This window comes from Hymenobacter algoricola, from assembly GCF_039539525.1.
Taxonomy (GTDB): domain Bacteria; phylum Bacteroidota; class Bacteroidia; order Cytophagales; family Hymenobacteraceae; genus Hymenobacter; species Hymenobacter algoricola.
The window spans coordinates 43,077-59,223 of record NZ_BAABDH010000017.1 but is presented as its reverse complement, the minus strand read 5'-3'; the positions used below and the strand labels follow the sequence as shown (position 1 = coordinate 59,223).

14 protein-coding genes are annotated in these 16,147 nt (G+C 65.1%); 10 read left to right on the top strand and 4 right to left on the bottom strand.

Going from position 1 to position 16,147, the window contains the following annotated elements:
- Positions 1-272 precede the first annotated feature (272 nt).
- From rfbF to ABD842_RS05265, 10 genes are all read left to right on the top strand, one after another.
- Entirely contained in the window at positions 273-1,157 is an 885-nt protein-coding gene (gene rfbF / locus ABD842_RS05310) for a glucose-1-phosphate cytidylyltransferase (RefSeq protein ID WP_345111072.1), read from the top strand.
- 40 nt (positions 1,158-1,197) lie between these two features.
- Positions 1,198-2,298 carry an NAD-dependent epimerase/dehydratase family protein gene (locus ABD842_RS05305; protein WP_345111069.1) on the top strand — a complete coding sequence of 367 codons (1,101 nt, stop codon included), beginning with the start codon at positions 1,198-1,200 and terminating at the stop codon, positions 2,296-2,298.
- A gap of 56 nt (positions 2,299-2,354) precedes the next feature.
- Positions 2,355-2,912 carry a dTDP-4-dehydrorhamnose 3,5-epimerase gene (rfbC, locus tag ABD842_RS05300; RefSeq protein WP_345111066.1) on the top strand — a complete coding sequence of 186 codons (558 nt, stop codon included), beginning with the start codon at positions 2,355-2,357 and terminating at the stop codon, positions 2,910-2,912.
- An 83-nt stretch (positions 2,913-2,995) separates the two neighbouring features.
- A complete protein-coding gene (locus ABD842_RS05295; protein ID WP_345111064.1) occupies positions 2,996-4,348 on the top strand; it encodes an NAD(P)H-dependent oxidoreductase in 1,353 nt (450 codons plus the stop codon).
- A gap of 132 nt (positions 4,349-4,480) precedes the next feature.
- Positions 4,481-5,734 (top strand): methyltransferase domain-containing protein, encoded by a 1,254-nt coding sequence (locus ABD842_RS05290; protein WP_345111061.1) that lies wholly within the window; start codon positions 4,481-4,483, stop codon positions 5,732-5,734.
- Positions 5,735-5,804: 70 nt separating this feature from the next.
- On the top strand, positions 5,805-6,617 hold the full coding sequence (locus ABD842_RS05285; RefSeq protein ID WP_345111058.1) for a sugar phosphate nucleotidyltransferase: 813 nt from the start codon (positions 5,805-5,807) through the stop codon (positions 6,615-6,617).
- Positions 6,611-7,258, top strand: coding sequence for a PIG-L deacetylase family protein (locus ABD842_RS05280; protein ID WP_345111055.1), 648 nt, complete (start codon positions 6,611-6,613; stop codon positions 7,256-7,258). The genes ABD842_RS05285 and ABD842_RS05280 overlap by 7 nt, the downstream gene beginning before the upstream one ends.
- Before the next feature lie 10 nt (positions 7,259-7,268).
- On the top strand, positions 7,269-8,654 hold the full coding sequence (locus ABD842_RS05275; protein ID WP_345111052.1) for a DUF4910 domain-containing protein: 1,386 nt from the start codon (positions 7,269-7,271) through the stop codon (positions 8,652-8,654).
- Positions 8,641-9,495 (top strand): SDR family NAD(P)-dependent oxidoreductase, encoded by an 855-nt coding sequence (locus ABD842_RS05270; protein WP_345111049.1) that lies wholly within the window; start codon positions 8,641-8,643, stop codon positions 9,493-9,495. Before ABD842_RS05275 ends, ABD842_RS05270 begins: the two co-directional genes overlap by 14 nt.
- Positions 9,492-10,415, top strand: a complete 924-nt coding sequence (locus tag ABD842_RS05265; protein ID WP_345111047.1) for a hypothetical protein — start codon at positions 9,492-9,494, stop codon at positions 10,413-10,415. The genes ABD842_RS05270 and ABD842_RS05265 overlap by 4 nt, the downstream gene beginning before the upstream one ends.
- 97 nt (positions 10,416-10,512) lie before the next feature.
- Here ABD842_RS05265 and ABD842_RS05260 read toward each other — a convergent pair whose 3' ends face one another.
- From ABD842_RS05260 to gmd, 4 genes are all read right to left on the bottom strand, one after another.
- Entirely contained in the window at positions 10,513-12,453 is a 1,941-nt protein-coding gene (locus ABD842_RS05260; RefSeq protein ID WP_345111044.1) for a glycosyltransferase family 2 protein, read from the bottom strand.
- Between the two features lie 42 nt (positions 12,454-12,495).
- The gene (locus ABD842_RS05255; RefSeq protein ID WP_345111041.1) at positions 12,496-13,725 is read right to left on the bottom strand and encodes a glycosyltransferase family 61 protein; all 1,230 of its coding nucleotides are present in this window, start codon (positions 13,723-13,725) and stop codon (positions 12,496-12,498) included.
- Positions 13,726-13,763: 38 nt separating this feature from the next.
- On the bottom strand, positions 13,764-14,717 hold the full coding sequence (locus ABD842_RS05250; protein WP_345111038.1) for a GDP-L-fucose synthase family protein: 954 nt from the start codon (positions 14,715-14,717) through the stop codon (positions 13,764-13,766).
- Between the two features lie 107 nt (positions 14,718-14,824).
- Positions 14,825-15,937 carry a GDP-mannose 4,6-dehydratase gene (gmd, locus tag ABD842_RS05245; protein ID WP_345111036.1) on the bottom strand — a complete coding sequence of 371 codons (1,113 nt, stop codon included), beginning with the start codon at positions 15,935-15,937 and terminating at the stop codon, positions 14,825-14,827.
- Positions 15,938-16,147 lie beyond the last annotated feature (210 nt).

The following is a 16,147-nucleotide window of genomic DNA, read 5'->3' as shown; positions in this document are numbered from 1 at the left end:
ATCGACTGGATTACCAGCCAGGATGCCAAAAACTGGTTCGACCACTGCGGCTACCATACACAGACCACTTAACCACTGGCCACACCGTTCACGAATCCGCTATAATTGATAATTAATACGTTTTTCATAAAATAAATTAATACTTATTATTGATAATATTATAAATAAATATATATTTCAGTAGCTAAGAGTCAAGTAGGGTGTCCTCTGTTTCGGCGCTTCTCGCTTTCTCTTGGATGGTTGCACCTCACTTTAAAATGACCGGAGGATCTATGAAAGCAGTTATACTGGCGGGGGGCTACGGTACCCGCATCAGCGAAGAAAGCGGCGTGCGGCCCAAGCCGATGGTGGAAATTGGTGGTAAGCCAATTCTGTGGCACATTATGAAGATCTACGCGCACCACGGCATCCACGACTTTGTGATCTGCTGCGGCTATAAGGGCCACCTGATCAAGCAGTACTTCGCCGATTACTTTCTGCACAACTCCGACGTGACGTTCCGCATGGACCGCAACGAGATGCAGGTGCACCGCAGTCACGCCGAGCCCTGGACGGTGACGCTGGTGGATACGGGGCAGGAAACCATGACGGGCGGCCGCCTGCGCCGGGTGCGCGAATACCTGGACGACGACACGTTCTGCCTGACCTACGGCGACGGCGTCGGCGACATCGACGTGGGCGCGGCCATTGCCTGCCACCGGCAGCAGGGGGCCCTGGCTACCCTGACGGCCGTGCGACAGCCGGGGCGCTTCGGGGTGTTCAATCTGAATGATGATTCCGGGCTGATTGCCAGTTTCACCGAAAAGCCGGACGGCGGCGAAACGCCCTGGATTAACGGTGGGTTCTTCGTGCTGGAGCCCGCCGTGCTCGACTATATCGACGACGACGACACCGTGTGGGAGAAAAAGCCCCTGGAGCGTCTGGCCGCGGCCGGCCGGCTGGCGGCCTACCGCCACGGGGGCTTCTGGCAGCCCATGGACACGCTCCGCGACCGAAACATGCTGGAAGAGCTGTGGAGCACCGGCCGGGCCCGCTGGAAGGTGTGGTCGGAGCAGGCCCCGGCCCCGGACCCGGTACTCACCCAAATCATGACCTCGGCCGTAGCGGCGCCGGCCGGCCAGCGGGTAGCGGCCCCCACGCTGCTGCCCGCCGGCTAAAGCAGGTGTTACTACTTCCCACTTTTTTAGACTCCATAGCATGCAACGCATCCTCATTACCGGTAACATGGGCTACATCGGCCCCGGCGTGGTGCGCCACCTGCGCCGGGAGTTTCCGGCCGCCGAGCTTATCGGCTACGACATGGGCTACTTTGCCCACTGCCTCACCGGGGCGCCGCGGCTGCCGGAAACCCGGCTGGACCAGCAGCTTTTCGGCGACATCAGGCAGCTGCCGGCCAGCTTGCTGCGCGGCGTGGATGGGGTGGTTCACTTGGCCGCCATTTCCAACGACCCGATGGGCCAGACCTACGAAGACGTGACGCTGGAAATCAATCACCGCGCCGGCATCCAGCTGGCCCGGCAGGCCAAGGCGGCGGGGGTAAAGGCTTTCGTCTTTGCCAGCTCCTGCAGTATGTACGGGGCCGGTGGGGAAGGAGCCAAAACGGAAAGCTCCGCCCTGAACCCGCTGACGGCCTATGCCCGCTCCAAAGCCCTGACGGAGCAGGACCTGCTGCCGCTGGCCTCCGACTCTTTTCAGGTGACGTGCCTGCGCTTTGCCACCGCCTGCGGGTGGAGCGACCGGCTGCGCCTGGACCTGGTCGTGAACGACTTTGTGGCCGGGGCAGTGGCCGATGGCCGGATCAGTATTCTGAGCGACGGCTCGCCCTGGCGGCCCCTGATTCACGTGCTGGACATGGCCCGCGCCATTGAATGGGCGCTGCAGCGCCGGCGTGAGGAGGGGGGGCGCTTTCTGGCCGTGAATGCCGGCTCGGATGCCTGGAACTACCAGGTGCGCGACCTGGCCCGGGCCGTGGCCGCCGTTGTGCCCGATACCGTGGTGCAGCTGAATCCGGCAGCGGCTCCGGACCAGCGCTCGTACCGGGTGGACTTCAGCTTGTTCCGGCAGCTGGCCCCCCGGCATCAGCCCCTGCGCACCCTGCCCGACACCATTGACGAGCTGCGCCACGGGCTGCTGGCCATGAACTTCCGCGACCCGGAGTTCCGCTCCTCCCAGCTCATGCGCCTACGGGTGCTGACGATGCTGCGGGAAAGCGGACAGCTGGACGAAACCCTGGCCTGGCGCGCCGAGGTGCCGGCCGAGCTGATTCCGACCCTGACCTGGGCCGAAACGGCCCTCTGACCTCCCTTTTCTTTCGTCCTGCTACCTGCTTTCTTACCACCAAACGCCTGATGATCATGATTTTCACCGAAACGGAGCTGCCGGGAGCTTTTATCATTGATGTAGACCGCATGGCCGACGAACGAGGCTTTTTTGCCCGGTCGTGGTGCGAGGATGAGTTTGCCGCCCACGGCATCCTGATGCCGCCGCTGCAGGCCAACGTGTCGTCGAACCCCCGCCGCGGGACGCTGCGGGGCATGCACTACCAGCTGCCGCCCCACGAAGAGACCAAGCTGGTGCGCTGCACCCGCGGGGCCATCCACGACGTGATTGTGGACCTGCGCGAAGAGTCGCCGACCTACGGGCAGTGGCTGGGCGTGGAGCTGACGGCCGACAGCTTCCGCATGCTGTTTGTACCCGCCCGCTTTGCCCACGGCTTTCTGACCCTGACCGATAATGCCGACGTGTGCTACCAGGTATCGGCCAAGTACGCGCCCGGCGCCGAGCGGGGCCTGCGTTGGAACGACCCGGCCATCGGGATCCGCTGGCCTTTTGAGCCGACGCTGATTTCCGACAAGGACCGCCGCCACCCCGATTTTCAGCTGCTGGTATCGCAGGAGAACGAGCCCGTCTGATTCAGGCCCGGCCCGGCGCTTTGGCCTGGTTATCCGCCGCCGGAAAAATGGTTTTTGCCCTTACCGCTTAATGAATCCGCCTTATGATACTTGTTGACAAAGCGCTGGCCGAGCGGCAGCGCCTGGGAAAACCAATCCGGGTAGCCATGATTGGCGCCGGCTTCATGGGCCGGGGAGTGGCCCGGCAGATCTGCTGCTACGTGCCCGGCATGGAGCTGGTCGCCATTGCCAACCGTACGCTCGGCAAAGCCCGGCAGGCCTACGCCGAGGCCGGGGTGCCCGATAGCCAGGTGGTGGAAACCGTGGCTCAGCTCGAAGCCTGCATCACGCGGGGGCGGCCAGCCATCTGCGAAGATGCCCTGCTCGTGAGCCAGGCTGCCGGCATCGATGCCATCATCGAGGTGACCGGCGCCGTGGAGCACGGCGCCCGGGTAGTGGTAGAAGCCATCCGCCACGGCAAGCACATTGTGCTGCTCAATGCCGAGCTCGACGGCACGGTGGGGGCCATCCTGAAGGTGTATGCCGACCGCGCCGGCGTGGTGTATACCGTGGCCGACGGCGACCAGCCGGGCGTGACGCTGAACCTGGTGCGCTTCGTGCAGGGAATCGGGGTGCGGCCGGTGCTGTGCGGCAACATCAAAGGCCTGCACGACCCCTACCGCAACCCCACCACCCAGGAAGCTTTTGCCCGGCAGTGGGGGCAGAACCCGAGCATGGTAACCAGCTTTGCCGACGGCAGCAAAATCAGCTTCGAGCAGGCCGTCATTGCCAATGCCCTGGGCCTGGGCGTCAGCCAGCGCGGCATGCTGGGCCCTACCGTGGCGCCCGGGACGCCCGTGAGCAAAGCCGCCGAGTGGTACGACACCGAGCGGCTGCTGGCCGGCGGCCCCGGCGTGGTAGACTACGTGGTGGGGGCTGAGCCCGGCCCCGGCGTGTTCGTGCTCGGCACCATCGACGACGCCGTGCAGCAGCACTACCTGAAGCTGTACAAGCTGGGGCCGGGCCCGTTGTACTGCTTTTACACGCCCTACCATCTGTGCCACTTCGAAACGCCCAGCTCCGTGGCCCGGGCCGTGCTCTTCCACGATGCCACCCTGGCTCCGCAGGGCGCCCCGACGGTAGAGGTAGTGACGGCGGCCAAAACGCCCCTGTTTGCCGGGCAGGTGCTCGATGGCGTCGGCCACTACCTGACCTACGGCCTGGCCGAAAACGCCGACGTGGCCCACCAGCAAAACCTGCTCCCGCTGGGCGTGGCCGAGGGCTGCACCCTGCGCCGCGACGTGGAGCGCGACCAGGTGCTGAGCTACGATGACGTGGTGCTGCCTGCGGGCCGGCTCATCGACCAGCTCCGCCGCGAGCAGGCCGCTTTCTTTCAGCCCCAACCGCCCGTAGTCGGGGCGCCAGCGGCCGTGCTGGCCTCCGGCACGCCGCACTGACCGCCGGCTTACTATTCTGCCCATCCTCTTTTCCGACCGCTCATGGCTCAGCCCGTTGCCCTGGCATCAGCTGCCCCCGCACCACACTTAGCGCCCCTTTTTTTTCAACCAAATACTGCCGTAGCGGAACGGGTGCTGACCCCGACGGAGCCGCCGGGCAGCCCCTGCCGGTTTTGCGGCGTTCCGCTCAACGTCACCTTCGTGAACCTGGGCACGTCGCCGCTGTGCCAGGAGCACGTGCGCCCCCCCCGATTCAACCACGCCGAGGCTTTTTATCCGCTGCACGCCCGCGTGTGCCGCAACTGCTTTCTGGTGCAGCTGGATGAGTTTGCCACGTCAAAGGAGATTTTTCAGAACGACTACGCTTATTTCTCCTCGTACTCGGCCTCGTGGCTGCAGCATGCCCGGCGCTACACCGCCATGGCCGCCGACCGGTTCGGGCTCACCCCGCAGAGCCTGGTGGTGGAAGTAGCTTCCAACGACGGGTATCTGCTGCAGTACTTTGTGGAAAAAGGCATTCCGGTGCTCGGCGTGGAGCCCGCCGCCAACGTTGCCGAATGTGCCGCCGCCAAGAACATTCCCACGCTGGTCCGCTTTTTCGGGCGCGACACGGCCCGGCTGGTAGCCGCCACCTCGGGGCAGGCCGATCTGCTGGTGGGCAACAATGTGCTGGCCCACGTGCCGGACATCAACGACTTTGTGGCGGGCCTGCAGCTGCTGCTCAAGCCCGAGGGAGTCATCACCATGGAGTTTCCGCACCTGCTGCAGCTGGTGGCCGGCAACCAGTTCGATACCATCTACCACGAGCATTTCTCCTACCTGTCCTTCTACACCGTGGAGCGCATCTTCGCTTACCACGGCCTCTCGCTGTTCGACGTGGAGGAGCTGCCCACCCACGGGGGCTCCCTGCGCATCTACGCCTGCCACTCGGCCCGGCCGCTGCCCGTGTCGGCGCGCGTGACGGAGCTGCGGAACCGGGAAATAGCGCTGGGCGTGTGCGACCTGGCGTATTACAGCGGATTTGCCGAAAAAGCCAAGGAGGCCAAGCGCAAGCTGCTCGACTTTCTGATCGGGGCCAAGCGGGCGGGCAAAACGGTGGTCGGCTACGGGGCCCCCGGCAAGGGCAACACGCTGCTGAACTACTGCGGCATCCGCACCGATTTTCTGGATTATACCGTGGATCTGAGCCCGCACAAGCAGGGCAACTTCCTGCCGGGCAGCCGCATTCCCATCTGTCACCCCGACCTGATCTGGCAGACCCGCCCCGACTACCTGCTGGTTCTGCCCTGGAACCTGCGCGAGGAAATAATGGAGCAGATGGGCGACATCCGCGCCTGGGGCGGGCAGTTCGTCGTGCCCATTCCCGAAGTCCGGATCTATGCCTAAGCTCTTCTTTGCCGCCGCCTCTAAATACCCGCCCCCACCGCCCTCCTTCACTTCTAAACCCCGCAGAGCCATGAAAGTCGTTCTGTTTTGTGGTGGCCTGGGTATGCGCCTGCGCGAATACTCCGACAACACCCCCAAGCCCATGGTGCCCCTGGGCTACCGGCCCATACTCTGGCACCTGATGCGCTACTACGCCCATTTTGGCCACAAGGACTTTATCCTGTGCCTGGGCTACCGGGCCGACATGATCAAGCAGTACTTTATGGGCTACAACGAGTGCCTGTCCAACGACTTTGTGTACTCGAAAGGGGGCAAGCAGGTGCAGCTGCTCAACTCCGACATCGACGACTGGAACATCACCTTCGTCGATACCGGGGTCAACGCCAACATTGGGCAGCGGCTGCTGGCGGTAAAGCCGTTTCTGGCGGGCGAAGAAGCCTTTCTGGCCAACTACGCCGATGCCCTCACCGACCTGCCCCTGGACCGGATGCTGGACGACTTCTGGACCCACGGCAAAATTGCTGGCTTTCTGGCCTACCAGCCGCCCCACAGCTTCCACGTGGTGGCCCTGGATGAGGACGAGATGGTGCAGAGCATCAGCCCCATTGCCAACTCCGGCCTGTACATCAACGCGGGCTTCTTCGCCTTCCGGCAGGAAATATTCGACTACCTGCTGCCCGGCGAAGAGCTGGTCACCGAACCTTTTGAGCGCCTGATTCAGCTGCAGCAGCTCAAAGCTTACCGCCACGAAGGATTCTGGGCCGCCATGGATACCTTCAAGGACAAGCAGCTGCTGGATGAGCTTTACGCGGCCGGCAACCCGCCCTGGGAGCTGTGGCGCGACCATACGGCCCCCCCGGTAGCCAAAGCGGCGGTATGCTGAAGCTCGCCTTCGATGCCCGCCCCGCCGCCCTGCGGCTGCTGTGCCTGGGGGCCCACTGCGACGATATCGAGCTCGGGGCGGGCGGCACCATCCTGCGCTGGCTTGCGGAAGGCCGGCTTGGGGCGGTGCAGTGGGTGGTGTTTGCCGCCACGGCCGAGCGGGCCCGGGAAGCCGAGGCCAGCGCCGCCCGGTTTCTGCAGCAGGCCCCGTCCGGCGCTGCGGCCGTCACCGTGCACCGCTTTCGGGATGGGCTGCTCACCCAGCAGACGGAAGCCGTAAAAACGGAGTTTGAGCAGCTGAAAGCCTTTGCCCCGGACCTGATTCTGACCCACTGTCAGCATGATCTGCACCAGGACCACCGTCTCGTGTCGCAGCTCACCTGGAATACGTTTCGCAGCCACCTGATTCTGGAGTACGAGATTCCCAAGTACGACGGCGACCTGGGCAACCCCGCCTGCTTCGTGGAGCTGTCGGCGGCGCAGCTGGAGGCCAAGCTGGCGCTGCTGCGCCAGGCGTTTCCCAGCCAGGCCGGCAAGCACTGGTACGACGACGACGCCTTCCGGGCGCTGCCCCGCCTGCGCGGCATTCAGTGCGCCGCCCGCTACGCCGAAGCCTTTTACATCCGCAAGCTGCTGCTTTAACTACGTTGGTATGACTGCGCAAATCCTGGAACCAGCCCCGCTGCCGCCCATCCTTGCTGCCCCCGCCGCCGCGGCGGCCGGTGCCGCCATGCACGCGCTACTGACCCGCCTGTTTCCGCTGTGCCGCAGCATTACGGGGGAAGGCGTACGGCAGACGCTGCAGATTGTGCGCGAGTACCTGCCCGCCCTGCAGGTGCACGAGGTGCCCACCGGCACCCCGGCCTACGACTGGCAGGTGCCCCGGGAGTGGAACATCCGCGACGCCTACGTGAAAAACCGGCGCGGCGAGCGGGTCATCGACTTTCAGCGCCACAACCTGCACGTGGTCAGCTACAGCGTCCCGGTGCAGGGCTGGCTCACCCGCGCCGAGCTGCTGCCCCACCTGCACTCATTGCCCGCCCAGCCCCACCTGATTCCGTACCGCACCAGCTACTACACCGAAAGCTGGGGCTTCTGCCTGCCCCACCAGGATTTGCTGCGCCTGAACGAGCCGGCCTACGAAGTCTGCATCGACAGCACCCTGGCGGCAGGCAGCCTGACGTATGGGGAGCTGCTGCTGCCGGGTTCCAGCGCCGAAGAAGTGCTGATTTCCTGCCATATCTGCCATCCTTCGCTGGCCAACGACAACCTCTCGGGGCTGACGGTGGCGGTGTTTCTGGCGCAGCACCTGGCCCGGCAGCCGCGCCGCTACACCTACCGCTTCGTGTTCGTGCCCGGCACGATAGGCTCGCTGGTCTGGCTGAGCCGCAATGCCGGGGCCGTGGGCCGCATCCGGCACGGGCTGGTGGTCACGCTGCTGGGCTCAGCGGGCAGTTTCACGTATAAAAAGTCGCGCCGGGGCACCGCGGAAATTGACCGCCTGGTGGCCCTGGTCCTGCGCGAAACCAACCTGCCCCACCACCTGCAGGACTTTGTGCCCTCCGGCTACGACGAGCGGCAGTACTGCTCGCCGGGGTTCGACCTGCCGGTGGGCTGCCTCTCGCGCACTCCGTATGGCGAATTTCCGGAATACCACACCTCCGCGGATAACCCCGATTTTGTGCGGCCCGCCGCGCTTGCCGGCGCCCTGGAGCTGTGTCAGACCATCGTAGACCGGCTGGAAGCCAACCGCCGCTACCGCAACCTGAGTCCTTACGGCGAGCCGCAGCTGGGTCGGCGCGGCCTGTACAAAGCCACCGGTGGCGGCCTGGAGGGCGCCCCCTGGCAGCTGGCTCTGCTCTGGGTGCTCAATCTGGCCGATGGCCAGGCGACGCTGCTCGACATGGCCGAGCGCAGTGGGCTGGGCTTCGCGGTGCTGGGGCAGGCCGCCCGGGCACTACTGGACTGCGGGCTGCTGGCGGAAGAGCCCGAATCATTCTCTAACCCTGCTACTACCTCCGCATATGGGAACTGCTGAACTGGCCGGTGCCGCTAAAACCAGCCTCGACCTGGCCGGCCGCACGGCCCTGATTACCGGGGCCAGCGGCGGAATAGGGCAGGCCCTGGCGCTGGCGCTGGCTCAGGCTGGCGTTGCCGTGTGTCTGTTGGGGCGGGATGCTGCCCGGTTGGCCGCCACGGCGGCCCAGGCCCGGCGCTACGGCGGGCTGGTGGTGGCCGTGCCGCTGGAGCTGACCGATGATGCGGGCCTGCGGGCCCTGCCCGGAATGTTGCCGCCGGCCTTTGCCCGACTGGATTTCCTGGTGCACGCGGCCGGCATCGTACGGCACGGCCTGCTGGGTACTCAGGGGGTTGCCGAGCTGGACGAGCAGTATCAGCTCAACGTGCGGGCCCCTTACCTGCTCACCCAGCTGTTGCTGCCCCGGCTGGCGGCAGAGGGCTCTGTGGTGTTTATTAATTCCATGGCGGCCATCATCAGCCGGGCGCAAAACGGGCAGTATGCGGCTACTAAAGCCGCTTTGAAAGCCCTGGCCGACAGCCTCCGGGAAGAGCTGCGGCCGGCCGGGGTGCGGGTGCTCAGCGTGTACCCCGGTCGGGTGGCCACCCCGCTGACGGCCCAGCTCTGCATCGAAGACAACCAGCCCTACGCCCCGGCCGCCTACATTCAGCCAGCTGACCTGGCCGAGTTGGTTGTGAGCGTGCTGCGCCTGCCCGCCACCGCTATCCTGCACGACCTGCCGGTGCGGTCGGCACCGCGGCCAGCCACTACTCCAGCCCAGCCCCCGGCCACCAGATATTTGACCGAGCCGGCGCCCGCCGTTGCCGCTTTCTTTCACCCTCAACCGGTCTTTACGCCATGAACACCGTCTACTTTGATGCCCCCGCAACTGACGAGCAGCGCCGGCCGCAGCTTTTTGAAGGCCAGATCTTTGTGTATTCGCCGCGGGCCAGCGTGCAGGCGCTGGTCGATTTTGCCCGCGAGTTTATCGAGCCGGCCTTCGGCAACCTCGACCCCGTGACGGCCCAGCACGCCCTCGATCCGGCCGAGTACGAGCGGGTGCTGGCCAGCTTTAAGCCGGCCTTTATCAACCACCCGCACTCCAAGGAGCTGGTCCAGAGTATTCTGCGGGACTTCGGCTGCGACCCCGCCCAGACGTACTTCGACGTACCGCGGATGCGCACGGCCACCAGCCACGCCTACCTGAACCGGGGGCTGGCCTATTCCTTCGAAGCCCACCGCGACACCTGGTTTTCGGGGCCCATGAATCAAATCAACTGGTGGCTGCCGATTTACGGATTTGAGCCAGGCAATGGCATGGCGTTTCACCCGCAGTACTGGGCCGAGCCCGTGCCCAACGGGTCGGAAGGCTTCAACTGCCGGGCCTGGGATGCCGAAGGCGCGCGCCTTGCGGCCAGCCCGGGTACGCCCGACCGGCGGGTGCGGCCGCAGCCTTTCGAAGCGCTGGCCATGGAACCCCAGCTGCGTTTGGTAATGCCCGTGGGCGGGCTGATGGTGTTTTCGGCCGCTCACCTGCACTCCACCGTGCCCAACCACACCGGCCGCTCCCGCTTCAGCATCGACTTTCGGATGGTAAATCTTGCCGATGTGAAAGCCCGCCGCGCCGCGCCCAACCACGACACGCGCTGCACCGGCACCACGCTCGATATGTACTATCGCCTCGCCGATCTGGGCCGGATTCCGGCGGAATGGGTGCAGCAGTATGAGCAAGGCACTCCGCTGCTGACTACCCGGCAGCCAGCGCTGACGCCGGCTGGCTGAGTTGTCCCGGGGCCCGGATGCCAATCTGACGCAGTGGCGCCGCAAGCCGCCCGCCTGTGGTGGCCCGTGTGCTTGGCATTGCTCCGGGTGCAGGGCCCTAAGTTGGTCTGCCGGTGGCTACGGGCAGTCCCAGCCAGGTGAGCAGCTCAAACGCCATGCGCACCGGCAGCCACCGCAGCGGTACCGGCAGGGCACGCAGGGCGGGCACCGCGAACAGACTAAGCACCCGCCGGGCAGCGGGCACGTCGCGGCGGCGCAGGGAACGGTAGGCTCCGGCCAGGATGAACTGGTGGAAAAACAGCGCCTGGGCCCGCCGCAACCGGCTTTGTGACAGCAGGTGCGTCTTGTCGGCCTTCTGGAAAACGCGCAGCAGCAGCCCGATGATCCGCTCATTAAACACGCCCGTGGTCTGCGCCCCGGGGTGCACTGTGTACGCCGCCACGCACTCGGGCACGCGGTAAACGCCATAGCGGGCAAACAGGCGCGCCCACAGCTCGGTGTCATCCGTGTTGAGCTGGGTCGGGTCGGGCAGACCATCTGCCTGGTACGCTGCCCGGCTGACCACAATGGCCGGAATGCGCACGAAGGAGGAGTCGGTAAGAACCTGCTCCAGGGCGACGGCGGGCGGCAGGTAGCCTGCGGCGCGGGCTTGCTTCCGGCTGATGAGGTTGCCTTGAATGTCGACCACGCTCACGCCGAACAGCACGGCCTCGTGCTGGCCGCGCACGACGCGCAGGGTCCGTAGCATGGTGGCCAGCGCCCCGGGCAGCAGGTAGTCGTCGTCGTGGAGCATGTGCACAAAGTGGCCGCGGGCCCGGCGCAGGCAGTGGGTCCAGTTGCTGGTTACAGTGCCGCCGGGCTCATTACGGAAGTAGCGCCACTGACCGGCGGGCTGGCCGTCCAGCACGTGCCTGGTCATGTGCTCCGAAAAGTTGTTATCCGTCGAATTGTCGGATACTATCAGCTCTACGTCGTCGGGCAGGGGCCCCAGGGAGCGAAGCGTGCGAGCCAGCATTTCGGGTCGGTGGTAGGTAGGCACGCAAATGCTGAGCAGGGGCTCCCAGTCGGAGCCGGCAGCAGCAGCAGGCAGGGGCGGGGCCACCCACGGCTGCCGGGCGCGGTGCTGCACCAGCTGCCGGCTGTGCCACACGGCCCGGCGCTGCCGCCACACGCTGGCGTAGCCCTGCAGCGAGTCGCGCTCCAGCAGCACGCTGTAGGCCAGAATGGCCAGCTGCCGGGGCAGGGCCCGCGCCAGCACCGGCACCATCCGGCCCGGCTCCAGATTTTTGAGCAGCAGCAGCAGCTGATTTTTAACCGCTTCCTGCTTCATCGACGCCGACAGGCGCCGCCGTAGCTTCAGGTCGGCGGGGCGGAAGCAGCGGGGATGCACGGCCCGGCAGGCTGGCTCAAACAGGGTCCGCCAGCCGTAGAGCCGCCCCCGCCAGGCCACGTCCCAGTCTTCCTTGTGGGCAAAGAACCGCTCGTCAAAGAACTGCCCTTCCACCCGCAGGTCATCGATAAAGCGGCGCCGGTACAGGGGCAGCGCGCCATCGGCGCCATCCACCTCGTGGGCCGTGAGCGGGCCGGCCTGACTCAGGCGCTGACCGTGCTGCCGCAGCTGGAAGCGCCCGTCGGGCAAAGCATCCATGCCGGCGCTGTCGATGCAGGGGTCGGCCTCGGCCGACTGCACCAGCAGCCCGCACACGGTGCCAATCCGCGCATCAGTCTGCATGGCGGCCACGGCGCGGGCCAGATAGTCGGGCGCCATCTCAATATCGGGGTTCACCAGCAGCACGTAGTCGGATCGGGTCCGGTCGAGGCTGTAGTTGTGGCCGCCGCAGAAGCCGGTGTTGGTGGCCAGCGGGTGCAGCCGAACTCGCGGGTCGGCGGCGGCAAAGGCGGCGACCCGGGCGCAGGTGTCGTCCACTGAGGCATTGTCGACTATCCAGAACTCAAAGTCGCGGTACGTCTGGGCCAGGGCGGAGCGCAGGCAGGCTTCGACCGTAGCGCCGCTGTTCCAGGTGACGAGAGAAAGCACAACCGATGCCATAGCGGAGCAGAAATAGAAGTGAAAAGAAAATCAGGCCGGGGTGGGCTGCCGGTCCAGCGCCTTTTCCACCTGCCGGCGCAGCTCCGCCAGGTCCACCGTCACGTGGTCGAACTGCGCTTTCCCGCGGGAGCTGCTCAGGTGGGGGTCGGAGCAGACCAGGTAGCGGTGGCGCACGCCCAGGCGGGCGGCCAGCTCCAGGTAGTCGGGCACCATGAAGCGCTCCGGCAGCAGCTCAATCAGCTGGGCACCGGCGGGGCAGAACACGATGTTGGCCAGGCCCGCGCCCACCGCCGAAATGACAACCCGGGCGTGGGCAAACAGCGCAACTTTCTCGGCCTGGGAGTAGGGCGTCAGGATGTGGGTTTCGAAGCCGTAGTCTTGCAGCAGCGCTTCCAGGGCAGCCTCGTTGCGTACGTGCCGGCCGGGGGCGTCGCGGCGGCTGATGTATACGTAGGGGCCAAACTGCCGGGCCGGCAGCGGGCTGGGGAGCAGCGCGTCGCGCAGAAAGTCGCAGGCCCAGCCGGGCGTGTGGGTCTGGGTGCCGCGCACGGCCGAGGGCACCACCAGCCGCCGGGCGCGCAGGTGCGCGTGGGTCCGTACGTCCAGCAGCTGCTCGGGGCGGATGCCGAGCGGCGCCAGCGTATCCAGCACGAAGCGCTTGGTCTTGTCGTACACCAGAAAGTAGTCAATCTGGCTTAGCAGGCCGGCCTCACGCACCAGATGCAGCCGCGGCAGGGAGTCGATCAGCCAGTGGTAGTAGTTGCCGGTGGCCGCGCCTCCGCCCGAAAGCAGGCTACACACCGTGCCGGGCACTTCTACCGGCGTCAGAAAGTAGCGCTGGCGGAAAATACTGTTGTCGGCGGCCCGGCACAAATTCCATTGGGCGCTGGTAAACTGAAACGAAACATCGCCCACCAGCTGGTTGTCGGCCGTGATAATGGCTACGCTGTCGAGGTTGTCGGCGTACAGGCGGCCGTCTTCGAGCGTGAGCACGAAGCTGGGCGGCACCTGCTCCTGGCGCTGGGGCTTGCCGTAGAGCCCGCCATAGTCGGAAGCCCGCGCGTAGAAGTCATCCGGCACGGCCAAGTGCGAGGTATAGGCGGGCACTATCGGGTGAAACTGTGCCCGGCTGGCCGGGTGGGCACGCAGACTCTCGCTGTGCTCAGCTACTCCAACGGGTTTGTAGTGCTGCTGGAAAGGGACGATTTCGCGCAGCAGCCGACCGGCCCGGCGGCGGGCCCGGGTAATGACGTTGTACATGGCAACAGGCGCTTGAAGGTGAAGGAAAGACCCACGAATCAGTGCAGGGCCGCGACTGGCTGGGTGGCGTGCAGCCAGTCGGCCGACGTAAGGACCTGCTGCAGCCCCTCGCGCAGCCCGATGCGGTGGTGCCAGCCCAGGCCATGCAGCCGGCTCACGTCCAGTAGCTTGCGGGGCGTGCCATCGGGGCGGGCAAAATCAAAAACCACCTCGCCGGGGTAGCCGGTCAGCTCGGCCACCAGATCAGCCAGCTCCTGAATGGTGATGTCTTTGCCGGTGCCCACGTTCACGGGCTGCGCCCCGTCGTAGTGGCGCAGCAGGTGCAGGCAGGCATCGGCCAGGTCGTCGACATGCAGAAACTCCCGGCGCGGGGTGCCGGTACCCCAGACCGTGACGGCGGGGGCCGCCTGCGCGGCGGCCTCGCTGAACTTGCGCAGCAGCGCGGGCAGCACGTGCGAGGTTTCCAGGTTGTAGTTGTCGCCGGGGCCGTAGAGGTTGGTGGGCATCACCGTAATGAAGTTGCTGCCGTGCTGCGAGCGGTAGGCTTCGCACAGCTTCAGACCGGCAATTTTGGCAATGGCGTAGGGCTCGTTGGTGGGTTCGAGCGGGCCCGTAAGCAGGTGCTCTTCCCGGATGGGCTGGGGCGCCAGCCTGGGGTAAATGCAGGAGGACCCCAGAAACAGCAGCTTCCGCACCCCGTGCACGTGGCTTTGCTGAACGACGTTGCTCTGAATCATCAGGTTGTCATACAGGAAGTCGGCGCGGAAGGTGTTGTTGGCGTGGATGCCGCCGACGCGGGCGGCGGCCAGCAGCACGTACTCGGGCTGCTCGTCGGCGAAGAAATCCGCCACGGCCGCCTGGTTGCGCAGGTCCAGCTCCGCGGAGGTGCGCACCACCAGATTGTTGAAGCCCGCCCGGCGCAGGCGGCGCACCAGGGCCGCCCCCACCATGCCGCGGTGGCCGGCCACGTATATTTTAGCGTTGTAGTCCATACTGGGTAGCAGTGAAATCAGGGGCTGACAGGCTCAGGCGAAGCGACGGTTGAGGGCGAGCAGAACCCGCACAAGCGGTCGGCTCGTTCATAAACCGGTGTTGCTGCCTACTCATCGTGGAACATCACCTGGTGGCCGGCTTCCAGCAGCACGGTGTCGCGGCGGAACAGCAGCACGTCGGCCTGCACCATGTCGCTGACCAGGGCCGGCAGGTCGTGGCGGGGAGCCCAGCCCAGTTCGGCTTTGGCCCGGCTGGGGTCGCCGATGAGCAGCTCTACCTCGGTAGGGCGGAAATAGGCCGGATCCACGGCCACGATAACCTGCCCGACGGGCAGCATATAGTCGGGGTTGAAGCAGGCTGCCACGTAGCCTACCTCGTTCACGCCTTCGCCCACGAAGCGGACTTCGATGCCCAGCTCGGCAAAGGCCAGGAGCACAAACTGCCGCACGGTGGTCGTCACGCCGGTGGCAATAACGTAGTCGCGGGGCTGGTCCTGCTGCAGCATCAGCCACATGGCTTCCACGTAGTCTTTGGCGTGGCCCCAGTCGCGGCGGGCGTCCAGGTTGCCCAAAAAGATCTTCTGCTGCAGCCCCAGCGCAATGCGGGCCACGCCCCGGGTAATCTTGCGCGTGACGAAGGTCTCGCCCCGCAGCGGCGACTCGTGGTTGAACAGAATGCCGTTGCAGGCATACATATTATAAGCCTCGCGGTAGTTGACCGTAATCCAGTAGCCGTAGAGCTTGGCCACGGCGTACGGGGAGCGGGGATAAAAGGGCGTGGTTTCGGACTGGGGCACCTGCTGCACCAGCCCGTAAAGCTCGGACGTGGAAGCCTGGTAGATGCGGGTCTTGTGCGTGAGGCCCAGAATCCGGATGGCTTCCAGCAGCCGCAGCGTACCGAGCCCGTCTACGTCAGCAGTATACTCGGGCGTGTCGAACGATACTTTCACGTGCGACATGGCGCCCAGATTATAAATCTCGTCGGGCTGCACTTCCTGCACGATGCGGATGAGGTTGGTGGCATCGGCCAGGTCACCGTAGTGCAGCTTGAAGCGTACGTTCGACTCGTGCGGATCCTGGTAGAGGTGGTCGATGCGGTCGGTGTTGAAGAGGGAGGAGCGGCGCTTGATGCCGTGGACCTCGTAGCCTTTGCTCAGCAGCAGTTCGGCCAGGTAGGACCCGTCCTGCCCCGTAATACCGGTAATGAGTGCGCGCTTCATGGAACGGAGAGTAAGTAGAAGACAAGTCAACAGCTCCACCTTGGGCTATTAGTAGAACTTTATGAACAAATTATTGTATTTAAAATCAAAAAAGCAACTTAGAGTGCTTAAATATTTACTGATTCCAATAACGTATAGTATTAAGGCCGTACATGGCTTCGGCAATCCGGAGAGTTAGGCTGCTGGCGGAAAAACCAAAAGCCTGTTTCC

Coding starts and splice junctions, on each gene's coding strand:
- rfbF (WP_345111072.1), top strand. CDS start 273: ATGAAAGCAGTTATACTGGCGGGGGGCTACGGTACCCGCATCAGCGAA.
- ABD842_RS05305 (WP_345111069.1), top strand. CDS start 1,198: ATGCAACGCATCCTCATTACCGGTAACATGGGCTACATCGGCCCCGGC.
- rfbC (WP_345111066.1), top strand. CDS start 2,355: ATGATTTTCACCGAAACGGAGCTGCCGGGAGCTTTTATCATTGATGTA.
- ABD842_RS05295 (WP_345111064.1), top strand. CDS start 2,996: ATGATACTTGTTGACAAAGCGCTGGCCGAGCGGCAGCGCCTGGGAAAA.
- ABD842_RS05285 (WP_345111058.1), top strand. CDS start 5,805: ATGAAAGTCGTTCTGTTTTGTGGTGGCCTGGGTATGCGCCTGCGCGAA.
- ABD842_RS05280 (WP_345111055.1), top strand. CDS start 6,611: ATGCTGAAGCTCGCCTTCGATGCCCGCCCCGCCGCCCTGCGGCTGCTG.
- ABD842_RS05275 (WP_345111052.1), top strand. CDS start 7,269: ATGACTGCGCAAATCCTGGAACCAGCCCCGCTGCCGCCCATCCTTGCT.
- ABD842_RS05270 (WP_345111049.1), top strand. CDS start 8,641: ATGGGAACTGCTGAACTGGCCGGTGCCGCTAAAACCAGCCTCGACCTG.
- ABD842_RS05265 (WP_345111047.1), top strand. CDS start 9,492: ATGAACACCGTCTACTTTGATGCCCCCGCAACTGACGAGCAGCGCCGG.
- ABD842_RS05255 (WP_345111041.1), bottom strand. CDS start 13,725: ATGTACAACGTCATTACCCGGGCCCGCCGCCGGGCCGGTCGGCTGCTG.
- ABD842_RS05250 (WP_345111038.1), bottom strand. CDS start 14,717: ATGGACTACAACGCTAAAATATACGTGGCCGGCCACCGCGGCATGGTG.
- gmd (WP_345111036.1), bottom strand. CDS start 15,937: ATGAAGCGCGCACTCATTACCGGTATTACGGGGCAGGACGGGTCCTAC.